This window comes from Dysgonomonas sp. 216, from assembly GCF_010501065.1.
Taxonomy (GTDB): Bacteria; Bacteroidota; Bacteroidia; order Bacteroidales; family Dysgonomonadaceae; genus QVMM01.
Window position 1 is genome coordinate 82,745 of record NZ_QVMM01000007.1, and the last position, 22,863, is coordinate 105,607.

Genomic DNA, 22,863 nt, shown 5'->3' on the forward strand with positions numbered 1-22,863 from the left:
TATAGCTTGTCAGTATGAGTAAATACAATCTTATTAATAACATTCTGGGGTGGTTTTGTTTTATCATTGCAGCAACAACATATTTGCTAACCATAGAACCTACTGCCAGTTTCTGGGATTGTGGGGAGTTTATCACCTCGGCATATAAATTAGAAGTTGGGCACCCTCCGGGCGCACCCTTCTTTATGTTAACCGGAAAATTCTTTACTCTTTTCGCTTCCGATCCGTCTCAGGTAGCAATGATGGTAAATGCCATGTCGGCATTACTAAGCGCACTTACAATATTATTCTTATTCTGGACTGTTACTCATCTGGCCAAAAAACTTGTATATGCCAATAACGGTAAAGAAATGACTACCGGCGAACTTATCGCTATTATGGGCTGCGGCTTGGTAGGGGCTCTCACATATACATTTACCGATACGTTTTGGTTTTCGGCTGTCGAAGGAGAAGTTTATGCCTATTCGTCGATGTTTACGGCTCTTGTGTTTTGGCTGATACTGAAATGGGAAAACCGTGCCGACCAACCCGGTTCCGATAAATGGCTTGTACTTATAGCATATACAATGGGGCTTTCGATCGGGGTCCATTTGCTTAACTTGCTTTGTATTCCGGCTATTGTTTTGGTGTATTATTATAAAAGAGCAGACAAGGTTACACTTAAGGGAACATTATTATACTTAATTCTATCGTTGTTGCTTATAGTTATACTGATGTATGGCATCATCCCCGGATTTACCAAAGTTGGCGGATGGTTCGAACTATTGTTTGTAAACTCGTTAGGATTTTCATACAACTCCGGATTATTTGTATATCTGTTCATATTGATAGCTGTTATTGTGTGGGGTGTTTATACAACCATGACATCGAAAAAAGAGAACATTGGTGTTTCTAAAATATCGTTTCTGCTTTGCCTTGCACTTTCAGGCGTATTATTTATCAGTTCGAACGCCGTTTTATGGGTAGTTTTGTTCCTTGCGGCAATATTCGCACTTTTCTTCTATTTCAAAAATATCAGCCTCAGATTTCTGAATACATCAATTCTATGTCTGATGGTTATTCTTATAGGTTACTCTTCGTTTGCATTAATTCCAATCCGTTCGGCGGCTAACACCCCGATGGATCAGAACTCGCCCGAAGATGTATTTTCGTTAACCGACTATCTTAACCGTGAGCAGTACGGAGATACACCTCTGTTTTACGGAAAAACTTTTGCTTCGGATGTTCAACGCGATAGCAAAGGTCGTCCTGTTGAAGCAAACGTAAAAGAAAAATACGACCAAATAGTAAAACAGAACGAAAACGAAAAAGACCGCTATTTTGTAGCAAGCAAAACACCAAGCTACAAATACACCAAATCGATGTTATTCCCTCGTATGCACTCAAGCGAAACCAGGCATATCGAAGGATACAAAATGTGGGGAGGAATATCGGACAAGCAGGTTGAAGCAAAACAACAACCTACATTCCTGCAAAATATGCAGTTCTTCTTTAGCTACCAGCTTAATTTTATGTACTGGCGGTATTTTATGTGGAATTTCTCGGGTCGACAAAACGACATACAGAACATGGGTGGCATAAACAACGGAAACTGGATATCGGGCATTGGGTTTATCGATAGCTTGCGCGGACTTGGCCCTCAGGATGATCTTCCTCCGGATATTGCCGATAATAAAGGACACAATGTATACTATATGCTTCCGCTATTGCTTGGTATTATTGGTATTGTTTATCAGGTAACACGTAAAGGCAAGGGAGAGCAACAATTTCTGGTTACATTCATGTTATTCTTCATGACGGGAATCGCCATAGTTATTTATCTTAACCAAAAACCATTCGAGCCCCGTGAACGTGATTATGCATACGCCGGATCGTTTTATGCTTTCTGTATCTGGATAGGATTTGGTGTTGCCGGATTGTGGGCTTTACTAAAAAAATATCTGAGCGAAGCTCCTGCCGCTGGAATTGTTACAGTAGTAACTTTGCTGATCCCGATACAAATGGCTTCGCAAAACTGGGACGACCACGATCGATCGGGACGTACCACTATGCGCGACTTCGGGATGAATTATCTGAAAAGCTGTGAACCCGATGCTATACTATTCACAAACGGAGACAATGATACATTCCCACTATGGTATGCACAAGAAGTAGAAGGATTCAGAACCGATGTGCGTGTATGTAATCTGAGTTATCTGCAAACCGATTGGTATGTCGACCAAATGAGACGCCAGGCGTACGACTCGAATCCATTACCTATTACGTGGGAGAAAAAAGACTATATAGGCGATAAAGGATTATATGCTTATGTGGTAACTAAAAAACAAATAGAAACAGCTGTTCAAAATCAGGTAAAACGTGAGGCCGGAGGCAATAACTGGCTCGAAAGAATGGGATCGGAGAATATTAACTATTCGCAAATATATGATCAAAATGCCTTTAAAGAAACAATGCCTTTAAATGACATGATGAACATATTTAAAACCCAAACCAGCTACGCACCTTTCAATCCGTTCATCGATGAAGGATTCGTTATACCATCGGATAAGTTAACAATGCCTATCGATTCAGCTTCGGTCGATTGGGCAGGGCTTAATACAATGCCTAAATCGGAAATGACAATAAACCTTGCCGGAAAATCGGTGGTTTATCGCAACGACCTGATGATAATGGAGATGCTTAACAACATCAACAAAGAAGGCTGGAAACGTCCTATATACTATGCCGCAACAGTTGGTAACGACATGTACCTCAACTTACGCAACCAATTCTTGCTCGAAGGTATTACATACCGCATATTGCCGGGAATAGTTAATCCGACAGGTGTAAATACCGATGTTGCTTTCGATAATATGGTGAACAAATTTAAATGGGGCAACATTGAAAATCCAAAAATATATCTCGACGAAAACACATTAAGAATGTGCCGTTCGTTCAGATTGATGTTCATTCAAGTGATAGGTGGGCTTATAGAAGAAGGAAAAATGGATAAAGCCCTTATTGCACTGAACACTTGTGTGGAAAAAATACCCGGAAACACTGTACCATTCGGAGCAGAAGCTGTTAGCTTAAGCGAATTTTATTACGCCTTGGGACAACCCCAAAAGGCAAAAGAAATACTGAATCAGATAAGCGACAGGGCGCAAAGAACAATAAACTGGTACAACAGGCTTACCCCAAAACAAATGCAAAACTGTACCCGCGAAATAGCTGAAAGTTTCGAAGCATTGCTACGTACTGCTTCGCTAAGCAATTTGAACGGAGACAGAGAAACATATACAACAGTTTCGAACAATCTTTTAACGTATGCCGAACTATATTACAGAGCAGGAATACCTGCACTGGGTAATTATGCATTAAAAAGCATTGCCGACGATGCAATAGTTCAATACCAAACAAGCGTGGATTCGATTTTCCGTGCCGAACAAGAGATAGCCATACATAAAACTTTGGCTACCGTACAAAAGTACAATCCACACTTGTTGAGAGAATATGGTTCGCAACAGTAAATGAATGATAAAAGAGAGTATGTTTACTTCCGTGAGGAAAAACATACTCTTATCCTTTTTAGTATGTTAATAGAACAACCACCATTGATATATAGGATGATGTTTCCCGGAGGCATTTGGAAGATAAAGCCTTCCGACGGGGAAAAAATCGTCTACCTTACGTTTGATGACGGTCCGATTCCCGAAATGACTCCATGGGTGTTGGACGTGCTAGACAAATACAACATTAAAGCAACCTTCTTTTGTGTAGGCGACAATGTTAAAAAACACCCCGATGTTTTTAAACAAGTTATAGATAAAGGGCATAAAGTAGGTAACCATACCTTCAACCATTTACAAGGATTGCGGACACGAACAAAAAACTATATAAAAAATGCCGAACTGGCTTCGGAATATATCGATTCGTATTTGTTTCGTCCCCCTCACGGGCACATTAGGTTCCGCCAGTTTTTCAAACTCCGGAGAAAATATAAAATAATACTTTGGGATGTAGTAACCCGCGATTACAGCAACAGAATGACTCCCGATAAAGTATTTGCCAATGTAAAAAAATACGTCCGAAATGGGTCGGTTATTGTATTTCACGATTCGTTGAAAGCCCAAAAAAACATCAAAGAGGCTTTACCAAAATCAATAGAATGGCTTATCGAACAAGGATATTCTTTTCGCTTGCTTGACTAATTTACGTCAATCGCGCAGCAAAATAGAGCTATCGCCATAACTTAAAAAACGGAAATCGTGAGATAGCGCATAGTCGTAAATCTCTTTCCAATTACCTTTCACAAAAGCCGAAACTAAAAGTAACAGTGTACTTTTAGGCTGATGAAAGTTTGTAACAATACCCTCTACAATCTTAAATTCGTAACCCGGCGCTATAATTATTTGCGTATCGGCAAATAGTGTTTCCAGTTCATTCCGATCGAGATAATGCAGTATGTTTTGTAATGCTTTTTTCGCCCCTATTTGGTTATTAGCTTCGTCATAAGGTTGCCATTGCAACACCTTCAGTTCGCTAACATCCGGATTATCTTCAAGAAGCGAACCTATATAGTAAAGGCTTTCGAGTGTACGCACCGAAGTTGTACCTACTGCAATAACCTTTCCTCTGTTTTCTATTAGCTGCCCGATGGTATTTTTAGATACAGCTATAAACTCGTTGTGCATGGTATGCCCTTCTATGGTTTCGCTCTTTACCGGTTTAAATGTACCCGCACCTACATGTAAGGTAACTTCGGCAGTGCGAATACCTTTATCTTCTAAGTCCGAAAAAACATCTTCGGTAAAGTGTAAACCCGCAGTAGGTGCAGCAACCGACCCTTTTATTTTGGAATACAGAGTTTGATATGTTTCCTTGTCTTTTTCTTCGGTCTGACGATTAAGGTAAGGCGGAATTGGCAGTTCGCCTCCGTTTTCGAGCAAATCGGAAAAGGTATATGTCTGATTATCCCATACAAATTCTACAATATGGCTATCGCCTGCTGTATGTAAACGATTTGCAGTGAGGGTTATCTCATTTCCGTCAATGTATACAGTTTTCGACAGCTCTCCATCTTTCCACTTTTTCAGGTTGCCTATTAAACAATACCACGAACATTTGCGGGTTTGCTGAAAAATAAGGGCATAGTCGTGCGGCTGATGCGGTTCGAGGCAAAATATCTCTATTTGTGCACCTGTAGGTTTTCGAAAAAACATACGTGCCTGTATAACTTTGGTATTATTGAAAATCATCAGGCTACCCGAAGGAATATAAGATGTAACGGACGAAAACACATCTTCGCCAATTGTATCATTACGATATACCAGAAGCTTCGATTCATCCCTTTTGCTTAATGGGTACTTAGCTATTCTGTCATCGGGAAGATTGTAATCAAAGTCGTTTATATGAAGTTGCTGCGGATTATATATTTTCACGTTTTCTTTTTTTATTCGGACAAAAATAGTCAACTTTGCCCTAATAAAAAATAAAGAAGGGCAATACAAAAATGAAAATAGGAGATAGAGTCCGTTTTCTGAATACAACAGGAGGCGGTATTGTAACAGGATTTCAAGGAAAAGATATTGTGATAGTAGATGACGATGGATTCGACACTCCTATGCTTATTCGTGAGGTTGTAGTTGTTGAATCTGCCGGAGAAGCTCAGGTGCGCCAATCGGTAAAAGCACCTAGTGAGATTTTTTCGACACCACAACCTAAAGAAGAAGAGCCTGTAGTAATAGAAGAAACCAAAGAAGGCGAACAACTTACCATTTGCCTCGCCTATCTGCCTGTCGACATAAAAAGCCTCAATACAACATCTTACGAATGCTATCTGGTAAACGACAGTAACTATTACCTTGCATACAGTTATATGAGTCGTAACGACGGCGGCTGGTTATGTCGTGCGTCGGGTGTTATAGAGCCTAATATGAAAATGTTTATTGAAGAATTCGAGAAATCCGACCTAAACGACCTGGAACATATCGGATTTCAATACATTGCCTACAAAAAGGATAAGCCTTTTGCCCTTAAAAATCCTGTACTTGCCCAAATACATATCGATACTGTGAAGTTCTACAAACTACACAGTTTTCGCGATAACGACTATTTTAACGACGATGCTATTGTATATTACATTACACGCCGCGACTTGCCCGAAAAACAAATTATAATATCGGGAGAAGAACTAAGCCGTGCCATGATGGAAAAGGAGGTAGCTGAAAGGCCAAAAAAGCAAGCGATTTCGAAAAAGAATGCCAATCCTGTTATTGAGGTCGACCTGCATATTTCGGAATTGATTGATACTACAGCCGGATTAGAAGCCGGCGATATTCTCGAATACCAGATGGACAAGTTCAGGGAAGTAATGGAAGATAACATTAAAAATAAAGGACAAAAAATAGTATTTATACATGGCAAAGGTAACGGAGTATTAAAAAATGCCGTACTGAACGAACTGAAAAACAAGTACAAAGGAGTATACTATCAGGATGCCTCGTTCCGTGAATACGGATTCGGAGCAACAATGGTGACTATTAAATAATTAATACAAATAACAAACTTTAATTTATGAGAAGAAAAACTGGAATATTAGGCATTGTTATAAGTCTGATGCTTATTTTTAGCGGGTGTGATGTATCGAAAGAGCTGTCAAGTGCATATAATATCACACAGTGCAAATACGACTATAATTCGATATCGAACCTTACTGTATCGGGGATGAACCTGTCGAGTGGAATTTCGGCGACAAATGTACTTAAACTCACGTCTATACTTACAGGGCAGGCCAATTCCATCCCAATGAATTTCACATTGAATATGGATGTTAAAAACCCTAATCAGTCGGCAGCAAAAATGCACGGCATGCAGTATATTATAAGTATAGACGACATTGAATTCACTACAGGATCGGTAAACCAAACAATGAACATTGCAGCCGGCGGAAAACAAACATTGCCTCTTACAATAGGTCTCGACCTTGCTACTTTAATGAAATCGAATTCAAAAACAGCGGTACAAAACATAGCTAAAAACTTTTTAGGTATAGGCAATAGTAAATCTAAGGTAACCGTACAACTAAAACCAACCTTTATGATAGGAAGTACCCCTATCACTTCGCCTGTTTACATACCTGTAAGTTTTAACTTTGGAGGTAAATAGCCTAAAGCAGATAATGCTATAAATCATGTGAACGATAAAGAGTAAGGTTGCCCGAATGAGCAACCTTACTTTTTTCTCCAACTATTCTATTGGAATATATATCTCCGTTTTTAGTTTGCTTTCCTCCGTTTTATCGGGGTTATTCAAATATCTTTCAAACCCTTGTTCCATACGCACCTGATAGCCGCTTTCGGGCAACCACTTTCGATATATTGTATCAAACACAGTATACAAATTACTGTAAGGCCCCACGTAAGTAAACACAGCAAATTTTCCGCCCGGAATTGTACGCACACCAACCTCACCTTGAGGTTTTGCCGGTTTATGTACTACTAAGCAAACGTCGGTTCGCAACTTATCGGTTTCTGTTACCTTCGGGTCATCATGCGATAGAGTTACATGCTCTATTCCGGCCGAAAACAGTTTATTCTCTTTTACAAATGCCCATAATTTGTTGAACGCCCCACAATAATCAACAGATTGATAATTGCCTTGCAAACGTACATAAATAGCATTCTTTTCTTCCTGCTCAACAATTTTAGGAGCTTTTAAATTGATATCGGGATTTAATTGCAATGGTTTCATAATAGTGTAACTTTTATTGTTTCTGTAATCATTTGGCGAAATATTGTAGAACTGCCTGAAAACTTTTGTCAACGAAGACGGTGTGTTGTACCCCACACTATAAGCTATATCCTGAACAGGTAGCGAAGTATACCTTAACAGCCGAGCTGCAGTCTCGACCCGCATTCTTACAACAAATGCGCCAATTGGTTCGCCTATAATAGCCCTGAATATTCGGTGAAAGTGAAATGGCGAGAAATTCGACACTTCCGACAACTCGTTCAGGGTTATTTCTCTGTCGAGATTACGCCCAATATGTTCGATTACAATATTGATTCGCTTAGCATAATCTTCCCTCGTCATTGTTCCCTTTTTCATACGCTACAAATTTCTATTACAAAATTACGGAGCCAAAATAACACACACTTTTCCTAACTTGCTATTTTCGGTTACAATATCAAAAATATTATCTTTGTCACACATCAAAATTCAAGCAATGAATATTTATCTGTCAACAGCATATCTGGCACCTGTTCAATATTACAAAAAACTTATTGCACCCACTAACGTTTTTATTGAACAGCACGAAAACTATATAAAACAAACTTACCGAAACCGCTGCAATATACTATCAGCAAACGGAGTCATGCCATTATCGATCCCTGTCGAGCATCAAAAATCGGCTAAAATACAAATTAAGGATATACGAATTACCTACCAAAACAACTGGCAACATTTACACTGGAATGCTATTATATCGGCATACAATTCCACTCCATTTTTCGAATACTATAAAGACGATTTTCGCCCGTTTTACGAAAAAAAGTTTGAATTTTTATTCGACTTTAACGAAGGTTTGCGGACTCTCATTTGCGAATTACTCGACATAAACACAAATAACATTCAATACACAAACCTGTACGAAACCGGACTTCAAAACGATTTCAGAGAAATTATCCACCCTAAAAAGAAAACAGTGGATACCGATCCTGAATTTATAGCCAATTCTTATTATCAGGTGTTTGCTCACAAATTCGGATTTACCGAAAACCTAAGTATAATAGATCTTCTTTTCAACATGGGAAACGAAAGTTTGCTTGTGCTGAACAAGTAACAACTTTACCTTTGATATGTAAGAAAACATCGTTACATTTGTTATACGCAACCTATTTGAATAACAACATGTTAAAGTTTAAAACATTTATAATAGCCCTTATACTACCGTTTGGTTTTATTGTGGCACAACAGGATACGACAAACTATAGTTACAAGTTTCGTGTTTTCCTAAGCGATAAAAATGCATCGCCCTACTCTATCGATAATCCTTTAGAGTTTCTTTCGCAAAAAGCATTAGACAGGCGCAACAGACAAAACATAGCTATTGACGAAAGCGATCTGCCCGTTTCGCCCCAATATGTTGAGATACTAAAATCGCAAGGTTTCGAAATTGCAGCCAAAAGTAAATGGCTGAACACTGTAACCGTACATTGCAATGACAGTATTATGGCCGAAACGCTGAATAATTTTGCTTTTGTCGACAGCATTACATTTGTCTGGAAAGGTATAGCCAATAGTATCAGAATGCCTCAAAACAGCAACCTGCCCAAAAGCACAACATATACCGGCGATTATTATGGTGCAGCAAACAAGCAAATACTCGTTCATAGGGGCGATTCACTTCATCGTGCCGGATTCAGGAGCGAAGGTATGGATATTGCTGTTCTCGATGCAGGATTTGAACATCTGGACGAGAATTTATATTTAAGCGATGTACAAATACAAGAGATAAAAGATTTTGTCTTTTATAAAGACAGCAGTCTGGAAAACGATCATGGTGTGAAAGTCCTTTCATGCATGGCAACCAATCATCCCTACACATTTGTGGGCACAGCGCCAAAAGCTCGTTATTGGCTCCTACGTACCGAGAATGCAGCATACGAATATCCGGTAGAAGAAGATTATTGGGTTACTGCGGCAGAATATGCCGATAGCATTGGGGTAGATGTTATAAACTCATCGTTAGGTTATTCAAAATTCGATGCTCCTGCAACAAGTTACACATACGAACAAACCGACGGTAAAACCGCATACATTACGCAAGGAGCAAACAAGGCCGTCGAAAAGGGCATTTTTGTTGTCTCGAGCGCAGGAAACGAGGGAAGCAAAAACTGGAAATACATTACGCCTCCTGCTGACGGACAATATGTATTTACAGTAGGTGCCATGAAATCCGACTCAATAATAATAGGGTTCAGTTCACGAGGGCCAACTGCCGACGGACGGGTAAAACCCGATGTGATGGCAGTTGGGTCGCAAGCGGGAACTATCGATAAAAATGGCATTATTACAACCAGCAGCGGAACATCGTTCTCCTCTCCTATTATGTGCGGTCTTGTAACTTGTTTGTGGCAGGCTTTTCCTCTATTAACCAATAAACAACTGGCAGACGTTATACGGCAATCGGCTAACCGATACTACGAGCCCGATAACAATTACGGATATGGCATACCCAACATGGTTAAAGCCATGCAAATAGCCAATTCGCAAACAGGCATTAATAATACAATCCGTTACGAAGACTATTTCAACATTATAACAGACAGTGTAAATCAAACCATAACAATAAAAAAGACTTCGGACAACTCATCGAAATATAACGTCCGCATTTACAGCATCGAGGGAAAAACAATTACAATTGACTCTTTCCACGAGAAAGAAAAGACATATAAAATTGCACAGGGAAACAATAATATATTTATTATCAATATAAAAAGTAGCGAGTTTGCTGCTTCGAAAAAAGTCTGTTTCTAAAAAAATATGTAAATTTGCAAACAGTAATAATCTTATATTCATTAAGTAAGCCTTTGTTATATATTCAAAGCTTACAATAACAGTACAACTTATGAAGAAGTTTACATTAATTTTATCCTTTTTATGCTTAGCAAGCATGTCATCGGCACAAAAGCCTTCGTTTTTTTTACCTAAATCAAAAAAGAAAAGCCAAACAACTGAAGTACGCTCAAGTGACGAGCAAACTTTCCGGTATCCTCAAAAAAGGTCTTCGTCAAAATCGGTTTATCGTCCTACTAAAGTTACAAGTTGGACATATTGGGATGACGAAATTTTAGAAAGCCAAAACGATCAAATTACATATAAATATGACGATTATGGACATATAATTTCTGAAGAACATTGTAATTATGTCGTAAATTTAGACATGTGTGCATCTAATATTGTTATCACAAACAAATACGAGCAATTGCCCAATGGTTTATTTGTAGTTAGCGAATTCCATTACAATGCTGAAAATGGCCATAATCAGGAAAGAAAAAAATGCAACTATGACGACAAAGGAATGCTACTATCTTCGCGCGAGGAATACTATAACTCAGATGAAGCAGACCAAGGGTGGCAACTGCGCGACGCAAGCGAAACTGTAGTAAATGCTCAAGGAATTCGCACAGGCATTAAATATTACAACAGTGACACTAAAGAAATGGAACTTGCAGCACATCTTACTTTCGACAACAAAGGTCGTTTGATAAAAGATACAGGCGATGTAAATGATAAAGATTATGACGAGAATGAATGGACCGAATATAAATGGAACGATCAGAATATGTTGAGCGAAATCTCGATGTATACTAAATTCGAAGAGGCCGATGAGACTGAATCAAACTTGCGAAATAGTACGGAAGATGAGTATATGTTGGTTACTTTTACTAATATAACTCCAATATATGGTCAGGAATATTTTGATATTTATTCTTTACAACCTGCCGACCAAGATATGGACGATGATAAATATGCCCAAGGTTATTCTATTTCGAAACAATTTTTGTATAATGCTGATATTCTTATTGACGGAAAAAAAGCAGGCACAGTAATCTCTACTGTAAATGCATCCAAAACTGAAATGTCTACAGCAACAAAGTTAAACGATAACTTCATATCTAAATACACAACTAAGTTTACCGACAATTATGGTAGTTATACTAAAATCGAAGAGTATTACGACGAAGATACCGGCGAACTTAAAGAAACATGGGAGAGAACTGTGCAATACAATGAGTATTACGACGAAATCAGATCGTTTGAAGAAGGAAAAACATTAAAAACCGACAAATACTATCACCTACAAGAAGAAGAATATGATCGCGAATATGACACACAAAAACGTCCTGTAAAAACCACTTTCTACAACAGGTGGCAATACGCAAAAGACGAAACTAGTACGCTCACTAAAAGATCGGTAGAAACATATTCGGCATGGCAAACTATAAATTTAGGCAACAGTATTAACAATGTAAAAGTAGGTTCGTTCTTGGTTTATCCTAATCCAACAGCCGGAAAAATAATTATCGACGGAACAGAACAACCAAACGTAAAAATATTTGACCTTAGCGGAAAATGCCTGTTACAAACCAAAAACAACGAAATTAACTTGTCAGGATTCGGCAATGGAGCTTATTTGCTACAAATAAATGATAACGAAGCCGTTAGAATAATAAAACAATAGCACTAAACAAAACCATCGTTTTGCCGTAAATGAGTTTGTTTTATATCAACTTATTTTAAGAAGGGATAAATTAAAAGGGAACAAAATTGTTCCCTTTTATATTTGTATATAGTGATGCACTAATTAGCAGAGCATATAAAAAAGAAAAGGTTGTCTCACGACAACCAATCTTCATTGTTAACCTTAAATCTAATACCATGAAAAACACAGTACAAAGATAAAGCATTTTATGTTATAAAACATAATAACAAACACTATTTTTGCACACATTAACAATAATTAATCTTTCGGGCGTTTAAAAACACGCTGAGCATCTACACAACATTTACACTGATTCACAAATAGATACAACTTTTATTAACAGCTTAACGTACTTTTCAACAATATAACAATTGTTTGTATACCTACCTGTTCATGTACTGCTTTTTATTTGTTATTTTGCATCTTAATATTAAAACCGGATATTATATATCAAGTTATGGGTAAAATAATTGCTTTAGCTAATCAAAAAGGAGGGGTTGGAAAAACAACCACATCAATAAACCTTGCAGCATCGTTAGCTGCACTCGAAAAAAAAGTTCTGGTTGTCGATGCCGATCCGCAAGCCAATGCCTCTTCCGGACTGGGAATCGACATAAAGAAAGTAAAACATACAATTTATGAATGCCTCATCGGAGAATCAACTCCACAAGAAGCAATACTACGCACCGAGTTAGACAGGCTCGACATTATCCCTTCGCACATAAACCTGGTTGGAGCCGAATTGGAAATGTTGAACATAGGCGACAGAGAGAAAAAGTTAGCAGCTGTTTTACGCCCCTTAAAAGACGATTACGACTATATACTTATCGACTGTTCCCCTTCGTTAGGGCTCATTACAGTAAATGCTCTTACTGCTGCCGATTCGGTAATTATACCTGTTCAATGCGAATATTTTGCACTCGAAGGTATAAGTAAGCTACTTAATACAATAAAGATTATCAAATCGAAACTAAACCCTCAACTCGAAATAGAAGGGTTCTTACTAACAATGTACGATGCACGTTTACGTCTCGCAAACCAAATTTACGAAGAAGTAAAAAAACACTTTCAGGAGTTGGTATTCGAAACAGTTATACAACGTAACGTAAAGCTAAGCGAATCGCAAAGTTTCGCACAACCCGTTATTGTGTACGATGCCCTATCGCGAGGCAGCGTAAACCACATGCAATTGGCTAAAGAGCTTATCGGAAAAAATTCGTAACTTTGTAAATTCTAGCCTCATAAAAAAGGCTACCTTTTTCATCCAAATAAAACATAAACTCAAAAAATGGCAAAAAAACCGGCACTAGGAAGAGGACTTGATGCACTTATCACAATGGACGATGTGCAAATACAAGGCTCGTCATCTATTAACGAAATACCTCTGACACAAATACAGCCTAACCCCGACCAACCCCGTAGAGACTTCGAAAAAGAAGCACTTGAGGAACTGTCGGCTTCAATAGTGCAAATTGGGGTAATACAGCCTATTACTTTACGCAAAATAAAAGAAGACCATTATCAGATTATAGCAGGAGAACGTCGGTACAGAGCTTCGAAGATGGCAGGATTAGAATCTATTCCCGCATATATAAAAACGGCAGAAGACGAAAGCGTGATGGAAATGGCTTTGATAGAAAACATCCAACGCGAAGACCTGAACTCGATAGAAATAGCCTTAGCTTATCAGAACCTGCTCGATACGCTTAAGCTGACTCAGGAAAAATTAAGCGAACGGGTGGGAAAAAAACGTACAACTATAGCCAACTATCTGCGTTTGCTTAAACTTCCGGCAGAAATACAAATGGCTATACGCGACAAAAAAATAGACATGGCACATGCCCGCACATTGGTTACAATAACCGATCCGGCAGTACAACTCGAAGTATACGAACTTATACTCGAAGAAGGATTATCCGTTCGGAAAGTAGAAGAATATGTAAGAGCTATAAATAGCGGAGAAAAACTTGAGGATTTGCTTCAAGAAAAAGAAGCAGTTAAAACCATTAAGAAGAATGTACGCAAAGCCTCTCCCGAAGAATTTGAATTATTAAAAAATCATCTTTCCAAATTCTTTCAGGCAAAAGTACAAATAACATGCAACGATAAAGGAAAAGGAAAAATAAGCCTTGCATTTAGTTCGGAAGAAGATCTTGAACGTATTATTGGCATATTCGACCAACTTAAAAAATAAATAAAAATCCATTTTCAGCCCATTACAATTAAATATGAAAAAATATCTTGCTATCTGTATTATGTTTATCTCCTTTAGCTCCTTTCTGAAAGGGCAGGAAAAACAAGATAGCATTATATCAAAAACAGAAATATTAAAACAAGATTCTATAATTAACGACACCCTGAATTGGGTAAAAAGCGAAAAGGTGGACCTTCCACCCGAAGCAACCATCGAAATAAAACCTTTTAAACCAGACCCAACAAAGGCTGTTATTTATTCAGCCATTTTTCCCGGTCTGGGACAAATATATAACCGTAAATATTGGAAATTACCGATCGTTTATGGTGGTTTTTTGGGGCTTACTTATGCCATATCGTGGAACGGAGGATACTATAACGATTACTCGTCGGTTTACCGGGCAATAATGGTCGAAAACCCACGCAATAATTATCAGAGCTGGTTATCGATGGCGCCTTCGAGCATAGCAAACATGGAAGATCCCACCATGATAACAGATTCGCAAATTGATTGGCTAAGATCGAGCTACAAAAGACAACGAGATTTTTACAGACGAAACAGAGACCTTGCAATTATAGGTGCTGTAGCCTTATATGCAGTGTGCATGATAGACGCTTACGTAGATGCACATCTATTTGATTTTAATATGAGTCCCGACCTATCGATGCGTATAGAGCCGGTTATTATGAACCAGACCCAGCATTCAAGTAAATCGCTTGGAGTACAATGCAGTCTGAAATTTTAAGAAACAAACAACAGAGGAGCCAACTATGCTAAAAAAAATAATAATACCTGTTATTATATTTACGATAACTTCGATAAATATAATAGCCCAGACAAAACACAACCAATTAAGACTAAAAGATACCATAACCGACCGGAACATACAAGTTCCGATAGATGCAGACCATAATCTTGAAGAATTATTAATTGATTGGAAAAAGAAGTTCAAACACCCATCGAACTACAACCCAAGTAAAGATAAAGATATCATTTATCCCGATTCAACTTACGTGAACCGCCTTTACTCGCTTCCAACCGAAATGGAACTGGTATACAATCAAATTGTAAGATCTTACATCGATTTATACTCGTCGCGCAGGCGCTCATCGGTTTCTTACATGTTGGGCAAAGGGAAATACTATTTTCCACTAATAGAAGAAACTCTCGATAAATACCAGTTGCCCCTCGAACTAAAATATCTGCCGGTAATAGAATCGGCCATAAATCCTGCCGCCGTATCGCGGGCTGGTGCTACAGGCCTTTGGCAGTTTATGCTGGCAACAGGACGTATGTACGATCTGGAAGTAAACAGCCTTGTTGACGAACGCCGCGACCCAATAAAAGCAACCGATGCCGCTGCTCGTTACCTAAAAGACCTTTACGACATATATGGCGACTGGAATCTGGTAATTGCCGCTTATAACTGCGGACCCGGAAATGTAAACAAAGCTATTCGCCGTAGTGGCGGACAACGCGACTACTGGGCTATTTACCCAAATTTGCCACGCGAAACAAGAGGTTATGTTCCATTGTTTATTGCAGCAACTTACATTATGAGTTACCACCAAAAGCACAACATACAGCCAATGGAGTATATTTACCCTATTGCCGTAGACACAGTAATGGTAACCAAAAACCTTCACTTTCAGCAAGTATCGGATTTATTAAACATACCTATCGAGGAACTTCGTGATCTTAACCCTCAGTATAAAAAAGACATTATACCCGGCGATCACAAGCCCTATTCAATATGTTTACCGTCGAATATAGCCGGTCAGTTCCTTACCCATCAGGATACCATTTTTCGTCATAAATCACAAGATTTGCTAACTCACCGCAAAATAGTAGAAGCACAGGGCTATACAACAAGTGCAAAAGGAGGACAAACCCACAAAGTTAAACGGGGCGAAAACCTAGGCGCTATTGCCCGAAAATACGGTGTTACTGTAAATCAAATACAACGTCTGAACAATATGAAATCGACCCGTATCAATCCGGGTAAAACTTTAATAATACGACAAGGAAAGCCTGCAACCCAGCAAAGCAAAACCGAAAATAAAAAGCCAACCGAAACTCCGGCAGCAACTAAATCGGATACCAAAAAAGAACCGACAAAACAAGCCGAAGGATCATCGCAGGATAGCGCCGACACAGAAAGTTCTGCCGGCAGCTTTTTTGCCGAATATTATAAAAATATTCAGGAAGATGATGATAACACTGACGAGCTTTTAGAAAACGAAGATGCAGATATGGAAGTTGCCGATTCTATATCGATTGATGTAGCAGATACAACAATAGCCGAATCGGATGACATACAGGTAACTAATCGTATATTAGCAGAAGATACACAAACAATTTACCATAAAGTAAGAATTGGCGAAACCCTTCTGCTGATAGCAAACCGTTATAACGTTTCGACCAAGGAGATACAGGAATGGAATAATATCGATTCGAAAAAGGTAAGTATCGGGCAACGTTTGAAAATAATGCTCCCTAAAAAAGAACTCGAAAGAATGGTCGAAGCAAGAAAAGAAGCCGAAGCACAAAAAGAAGCCGACCTTAAACTCGAAGCCGAAATACAAAAAGAGGAAGAAGAGAAAAGGCTTGCCGAAGAAAAGAAAATAGCCGAGGAAAGAAAAGTTGCTGAAGAAAAAAGAATAGCAGAAGAGAAAAAACGTACCGAAGAAAGAAGAATAGCTGAAGAAAAAGAACACCGCGAAGCGTTAAAACAAGCAGAAGCAAGAAGGCTACTCGATAAAAATAAAAACGGAACCGGCACCCCTCGCCAAAAGACAATTACTTATGTAGTAAAAAAGGGAGATACTCTATCGGGCATTGCAAAACGATATAAAGGCGTAAAGGTTAACGATATAATGAAAGCCAGCAATATAACAAGCGATAAGCTGAGCCTCGGGCAAAAACTCACTATTCCCATAAAATAAGCACATAAATTTGGGAATCATTTATTAACTTTGCTCTTTCACTGTCGCAACATTTTATGAGCAAAGAAAAAAGAGATAAGGAAGACGAATTACTAATTGAGAAAGAGTTTAATACTCTTATTCAATATTATTTAAACTCGAACCACAGGCGTAAGATTGAGCTGATAACAAAAGCATTTAATCTTGCAAACGAGGCTCATAAAGGAGCACGCCGACGTTCGGGCGAACCTTATATCCTTCACCCCATTGCCGTTGCACAAATAGTATGTAAAGATATCGGGTTGGGATCAACCTCCATATGTTCGGCTCTATTACACGATGTTGTAGAAGATACCGATTACACGGTAGAGGACATTCAAGCCCTGTTTGGCGAAAAAATTGCCCGCATTGTAGATGGACTTACCAAAATATCGGGCGGAATGTTTGGTGACAATGTTATATCGGCACAAGCCGAAAATTTCAGAAAGCTGTTGCTTACAATGTCGGACGACATCAGGGTAATATTAGTAAAAATAGCCGACCGCCTACACAACATGCGTACATTGGGCGCTATGCTACCTGCAAAAAGGCATAAAATAGCAGGCGAAACCATGTACATTTATGCACCTTTAGCACATCGTTTAGGCTTATTTGCCATAAAAACGGAACTAGAAGAACTAAGTTTCAAATACGAAAATCCCGAAGCATACAACGAAATTGCCGACAAACTTAGGGCCAGCTACAGTAAACGAAATGCTATATACGAAAATTTTGCAGAACCGGTAAAAGAACGCCTCGACACAGAAGGGTTTAAATACGAAATAAAAGCACGGGACAAGTCGGTTTATTCTATCTGGAACAAGATGCAGGCAAAATCGGTTCCGTTCGAAGAAATTTACGACATATTTGCTGTACGCATTATATTCGAAGACAAACCCGGAGTAGACGAAAGAAAACAATGTTGGGATATTTATTCTACCATTACAAGTATATACAGGCTTCGTCCCGATCGGATCAGAGACTGGGTGAGCCGTCCAAAATCGAACGGATATCAGGCCTTGCATCTTACTGTGATGGGACCCGATGGCGAATGGATAGAAATACAGATACGCAGCCGTAGAATGGACGAAATTGCCGAAAAAGGCTTCGCTGCACACTGGAAATATAAAGAAGGAAAAATTGAGGAAGATAACGAACTAGAGAAATGGTTGAAAACCATTAAAGAAATTCTGGAGAATCCTAATCCTAATGCAATAGACTTCCTCGACACAATAAAATTAAACCTATTTTCGCAGGAAATATTTGTATTTACTCCTAAAGGCGAAATAAAAACAATGGCTCTGGGAGCCACAGCTCTTGATTTTGCATACGAACTACATTCCGACATAGGCGACCATGCTATAGGCGCAAAGGTAAATCATAAACTTGTTCCGCTAAGCCAACGATTAAATAGCGGAGATCAGGTTGAAATTATTACTTCAAAAAACAAACAGCCTCAACCCAGCTGGAAAAATATAGTTACAACAGCCAAAGCCAAAACAAAGCTTGAGTCGGCACTGCGTAAGCAAAGAAAAGAAGCGACTAAACGTGGCGAAAAAATATTAAACGAAATATTTAAAAAGTCGCAAGTAGAATTTTCCCAGCCGATACTTGACAGAATGTTGGACTTCTACAAGAAAAATAAAAAAGAAGACCTTTTTTACGCTATAGGTAACAAAGAAATAGATTTGCCCGAAAGAGCAGAGAAACTAATGAACCTGAAAAAAAGCAACTCGGGAAATCTTTTAGTAAGGTACATGAAACAAGCTTTGCATGCCGTTAAAAAGCAGGAAAAAATGCAACCTATAGCTGTTATTAAAGAAAAACAAGACGAACCTATTGACGTAAAAAAAACATATATACTTGAAGAAGAAGGTCTTCAAAAAAATTATAAAATTGCAACATGTTGCAGCCCCATTCCGGGAGATAATGTATTCGGGTATCTGACCGAAAACAACGAAGTAGAAATACACAATGTAACATGCCCTGTAGGACTAAGGCTGAAAAGTAATTTCGGAAACCGCATCCTTACCGTAAAATGGGGTAGCTATGTACAAGATTCTTTTCTTTCAACAATCAATATATCGGGTATCGATCGCCGGGGAATGCTTCTCGAAATCACCCAAACCTTATCGGCCAGCGGATTGATAAATATCAAAGCTGTAGATATTGAATCGAAAGATGGAATTTTCGAAGGTAAAATAGAAGTATATGTACACGACGTAAAAGAAGTTCAGAAACTTTGCAGTCAGATAACCAAAATAGACGGAGTTCAGTCGGTAAACAGAGTAATAGGATTTAAAGAATGACAGATTCGTTCAATATACATAACGAAAACCTAAACAATTCGGAGCGCGAATTCGAGAATGCCCTGCGTCCTCTTACATTCGGTAGTTTTAGCGGACAAGATAAAATTGTAGAAAACCTGCGTATATTCGTTGCAGCCGCAAAAATGAGAGGAGAATCGCTCGACCATACATTATTGCATGGCCCTCCGGGATTGGGTAAAACAACCCTCTCAAATATCATCGCAAACGAATTGGGTGTAGGGTTTAAAGTTACATCAGGTCCTGTACTCGATAAACCGGGCGATTTGGCCGGATTACTTACCTCTCTCGAACCCAACGATGTTCTTTTTATCGACGAAATACACCGCCTTTCTCCCATCGTAGAGGAATACCTCTATAGCGCAATGGAAGATTACCGGATTGATATAATGATAGATAAGGGACCTTCGGCACGTTCTATACAAATTGAATTAAATCCGTTCACGCTAGTAGGAGCAACAACACGTAGCGGGCTATTAACCAGTCCTTTACGAGCACGTTTCGGAATAAATATGCACCTCGAATATTACGATATGAAAACGCTGACAGGCATCATCCGCCGTTCGGCAAACATACTCGATATTCCATGTGCCAACGATGCTGCAACCGAAATATCGTCGCGTAGCAGGGGAACTCCACGTATAGCTAATGCTCTGTTGCGCCGAGTTCGCGATTTTGCACAAGTAAAAGGTTCGGGCAAAATAGACAAAGATATAGCTATTTATGCTCTCGAAGCTTTAAACATCGACCGATATGGTCTTGACGAAGTAGACAATAAGATACTATTGACAATTATAGATAAATTCAAAGGAGGACCTGTTGGTATATCTACCATCGCAACAGCTTTAGGCGAAGACAGCGGCACTATTGAAGAAGTTTATGAACCTTATTTGATAAAAGAAGGATTTATGAAACGTACCCCTCGTGGGCGAGAAGTTACCGAATTGGCCTACACCCATTTGGGACGAAAACGTATAAACGATCAAGGATTCTTATTCTGAGAAAATATATAGATGAGCACCGATATCAAATTCCTCGCCGGAGTAGGTCCTAAAAAAGCCGAAATTCTGAACAAGGAAATCGACATTTTTACGGTCGAAGATATCCTTTATTACTTTCCTTATCGCTATATCGACCGCAGCCGTATTTATCTCATACGCGAGATAGACGGAAATATGCCATACATACAACTGAAAGGACATATTACAGCCTTCGAAACATTCGGCGAAGGACGAAATAAAAGGCTGGTAGGACATTTTACCGACGGAACAGGAATAATAGACTTAGTATGGTTTCAGGGGGCAAAATTTATAGTAGACAAATATCGTACTTACTCGCCATATATTATCTTCGGGAAACCTACCGTATTTGGCAGCAAAATAAACATCGCACACCCCGAAATAGATGCTTATATTGACGAAGCTAGTCGTCCAGTAGGGCTTACAGGTTTTTATAATACTACCGAAAAAATGAAAAAGCACTATCTGAATTCGAAAGCAATTCAGAAAATTGTGCACTCGGCTCTGGTATCCACATTATCGCATATCGACGAAACACTGCCCGAACATGTAATACAGCAAGCTAGGGTTATAGAGTTAAAAAAAGCTTTAAGAAACATTCATTTCCCCGAAAATCCTGCAATCCTCAGGGATGCGCAGTTCAGGTTAAAATTTGAGGAATTATTCTATATACAGCTGAACCTGCTTCAATACAGAAGCGATCGAAAGAAACTGAAAGGATTTGTTTTTTCGCAAGTAGGAGATTATTTCAACTCTTTCTACAATCAGAACTTACCTTTCGAACTTACCAATGCCCAAAAACGGATTATTCGCGAAATAAGGCACGATATGGCAACCGGCGAACAGATGAACCGATTACTTCAAGGCGATGTTGGCAGCGGAAAGACCCTTGTTGCTCTTATGCTGATGCTCATAGCCATTGACAACGGATTTCAAGCCTGCCTGATGGCGCCAACAGAGATTTTGGCTACCCAACACTACGAGACGATAAAAGAGTTGCTATTCGGTCTTAACATCCACGTTGATTTGCTTACCGGATCGACAAAGAAGGCTGCACGCGAGAAAATACATAACAATCTTCTTACCGGAGATTTACAGATATTAATAGGCACTCACGCATTGATAGAAGACACTGTTCAGTTCGCAAACCTAGGGTTGGTTATAGTAGACGAACAGCACCGATTTGGAGTAGCACAAAGAGCTAAATTGTGGAAAAAAAACACACGCCCTCCGCATGTGCTGGTTATGACTGCCACACCTATACCTCGCACACTGGCAATGACTGTTTATGGCGATCTTGACGTTTCGGTTATCGACGAATTACCGCCGGGACGCAAACCAATTCAAACAGTACATCAATACGACAAAAAGAGAGGAGCATTATATCAATCGGTACGGAAACAATTGCATGAGGGGCGGCAAGTATATATAGTTTATCCACTGATAGAAGAAAGTGAAAAACTCGACCTGAAAAATCTGGAAGATGGTTACAAGCATATTTGCGAAGTATTCCCCGAATATAAAGTATGCAAGGTTCACGGAAAGATGAAACCAAAGGACAAAGACGAGGAGATGCGCAGGTTTGCCAATAACGATGCCCAAATAATGGTGGCAACTACGGTAATAGAAGTAGGAGTAAACGTACCAAATGCTTCGGTTATGATAATCGAAAGTGCACAACGATTCGGTCTTTCCCAGCTTCATCAATTAAGGGGGCGTGTGGGGCGTGGAGCCGACCAATCGTTTTGTATACTGATAACTCCATACGAATTGTCGACAGACACACGCAAACGCATAAATATAATGGTGGAAAGTAACGATGGGTTCGAAATTGCAGAAGCAGACCTTAAATTGCGAGGACCCGGCGATCTGGAAGGAACGCAACAAAGCGGAGTTGCTTTTAACCTGAGAATAGCAAATCTTGTTCGCGATGGCGAAATTGTAAACTTTGCCCGCGAAATTGCAGATAAGGTTTTGGATGAAGATCCTGATTTATCTACACCCAAAAATCTAATATTAAAACGGCAGCTCAAAAAACTTAGCGGAAACCGTTTCAATTGGGGAATTATCAGTTAGCCAATTCTTTTATGTAAAAAACAAAGAAGGATTA

General features: G+C 39.1%; 16 protein-coding genes and 1 pseudogene. 15 read left to right on the forward strand and 2 right to left on the reverse strand.

Annotated features, from left to right (window positions below; all coding sequences use genetic code 11):
• Positions 1–14 precede the first annotated feature (14 nt).
• Both D0T53_RS05765 and D0T53_RS05770 read left to right on the forward strand, forming a co-directional pair.
• Positions 15–3,509, forward strand: a complete 3,495-nt coding sequence (locus tag D0T53_RS05765; RefSeq protein WP_163265987.1) for a DUF2723 domain-containing protein — start codon at positions 15–17, stop codon at positions 3,507–3,509.
• 63 nt (positions 3,510–3,572) lie between these two features.
• The gene (locus tag D0T53_RS05770) at positions 3,573–4,190 is read left to right on the forward strand and encodes a polysaccharide deacetylase family protein (protein WP_163266168.1); all 618 of its coding nucleotides are present in this window, start codon (positions 3,573–3,575) and stop codon (positions 4,188–4,190) included.
• 6 nt (positions 4,191–4,196) lie between these two features.
• Here the strand turns inward: D0T53_RS05770 and D0T53_RS05775 are convergent, their stop codons facing one another.
• Positions 4,197–5,420, reverse strand: a complete 1,224-nt coding sequence (locus tag D0T53_RS05775) for an S-adenosylmethionine:tRNA ribosyltransferase-isomerase (RefSeq protein WP_163265989.1) — start codon at positions 5,418–5,420, stop codon at positions 4,197–4,199.
• Between the two features lie 71 nt (positions 5,421–5,491).
• On the opposite strand from D0T53_RS05775, the gene D0T53_RS05780 reads away from it, so the two are divergent.
• Both D0T53_RS05780 and D0T53_RS05785 read left to right on the forward strand, forming a co-directional pair.
• Positions 5,492–6,529, forward strand: a complete 1,038-nt coding sequence (locus D0T53_RS05780) for a DUF2027 domain-containing protein (protein ID WP_163265998.1) — start codon at positions 5,492–5,494, stop codon at positions 6,527–6,529.
• A 26-nt stretch (positions 6,530–6,555) separates the two neighbouring features.
• Positions 6,556–7,146, forward strand: a complete 591-nt coding sequence (locus D0T53_RS05785) for an LEA type 2 family protein (protein ID WP_163266000.1) — start codon at positions 6,556–6,558, stop codon at positions 7,144–7,146.
• An 81-nt stretch (positions 7,147–7,227) separates the two neighbouring features.
• Here D0T53_RS05785 and D0T53_RS05790 read toward each other — a convergent pair whose 3' ends face one another.
• A complete protein-coding gene (locus D0T53_RS05790) occupies positions 7,228–8,088 on the reverse strand; it encodes a GyrI-like domain-containing protein (protein WP_163266002.1) in 861 nt (286 codons plus the stop codon).
• A 118-nt stretch (positions 8,089–8,206) separates the two neighbouring features.
• Here D0T53_RS05790 and D0T53_RS05795 point away from each other — a divergent pair, with 118 nt between their 5' ends.
• From D0T53_RS05795 to recG, 11 genes and pseudogenes are all read left to right on the forward strand, one after another.
• On the forward strand, positions 8,207–8,824 hold the full coding sequence (locus tag D0T53_RS05795) for a WbqC family protein (protein ID WP_163266004.1): 618 nt from the start codon (positions 8,207–8,209) through the stop codon (positions 8,822–8,824).
• A gap of 68 nt (positions 8,825–8,892) precedes the next feature.
• On the forward strand, positions 8,893–10,521 hold the full coding sequence (locus D0T53_RS05800) for a S8 family serine peptidase (RefSeq protein ID WP_163266006.1): 1,629 nt from the start codon (positions 8,893–8,895) through the stop codon (positions 10,519–10,521).
• A 91-nt stretch (positions 10,522–10,612) separates the two neighbouring features.
• Positions 10,613–12,229 carry a T9SS type A sorting domain-containing protein gene (locus D0T53_RS05805; RefSeq protein WP_163266008.1) on the forward strand — a complete coding sequence of 539 codons (1,617 nt, stop codon included), beginning with the start codon at positions 10,613–10,615 and terminating at the stop codon, positions 12,227–12,229.
• Positions 12,230–12,707: 478 nt separating this feature from the next.
• Complete coding sequence (locus D0T53_RS05810) at positions 12,708–13,472, forward strand: ParA family protein (RefSeq protein ID WP_163266010.1); 765 nt, start codon at positions 12,708–12,710, stop codon at positions 13,470–13,472.
• 66 nt (positions 13,473–13,538) lie between these two features.
• Positions 13,539–14,444: a ParB/RepB/Spo0J family partition protein gene (locus D0T53_RS05815; RefSeq protein WP_163266012.1), complete on the forward strand. Its 906-nt coding sequence runs from the start codon at positions 13,539–13,541 to the stop codon at positions 14,442–14,444.
• A gap of 34 nt (positions 14,445–14,478) precedes the next feature.
• A complete protein-coding gene (locus D0T53_RS05820; protein ID WP_221411503.1) occupies positions 14,479–15,189 on the forward strand; it encodes a DUF5683 domain-containing protein in 711 nt (236 codons plus the stop codon).
• A gap of 25 nt (positions 15,190–15,214) precedes the next feature.
• A pseudogene (locus D0T53_RS13725) lies at positions 15,215–16,462 on the forward strand (transglycosylase SLT domain-containing protein); the annotation flags it as partial.
• 180 nt (positions 16,463–16,642) lie between these two features.
• On the forward strand, positions 16,643–17,389 hold the full coding sequence (locus D0T53_RS13730; RefSeq protein WP_370457794.1) for a LysM peptidoglycan-binding domain-containing protein: 747 nt from the start codon (positions 16,643–16,645) through the stop codon (positions 17,387–17,389).
• Positions 17,390–17,445: 56 nt separating this feature from the next.
• Positions 17,446–19,716, forward strand: a complete 2,271-nt coding sequence (locus tag D0T53_RS05830) for a bifunctional (p)ppGpp synthetase/guanosine-3',5'-bis(diphosphate) 3'-pyrophosphohydrolase (protein WP_163266016.1) — start codon at positions 17,446–17,448, stop codon at positions 19,714–19,716.
• On the forward strand, positions 19,713–20,735 hold the full coding sequence (gene ruvB, locus D0T53_RS05835) for a Holliday junction branch migration DNA helicase RuvB (protein WP_163266018.1): 1,023 nt from the start codon (positions 19,713–19,715) through the stop codon (positions 20,733–20,735). Before D0T53_RS05830 ends, ruvB begins: the two co-directional genes overlap by 4 nt.
• Positions 20,736–20,747: 12 nt before the next feature.
• A complete protein-coding gene (gene recG / locus D0T53_RS05840) occupies positions 20,748–22,829 on the forward strand; it encodes an ATP-dependent DNA helicase RecG (protein WP_163266020.1) in 2,082 nt (693 codons plus the stop codon).
• The last annotated feature ends 34 nt before the right edge of the window (positions 22,830–22,863 follow it).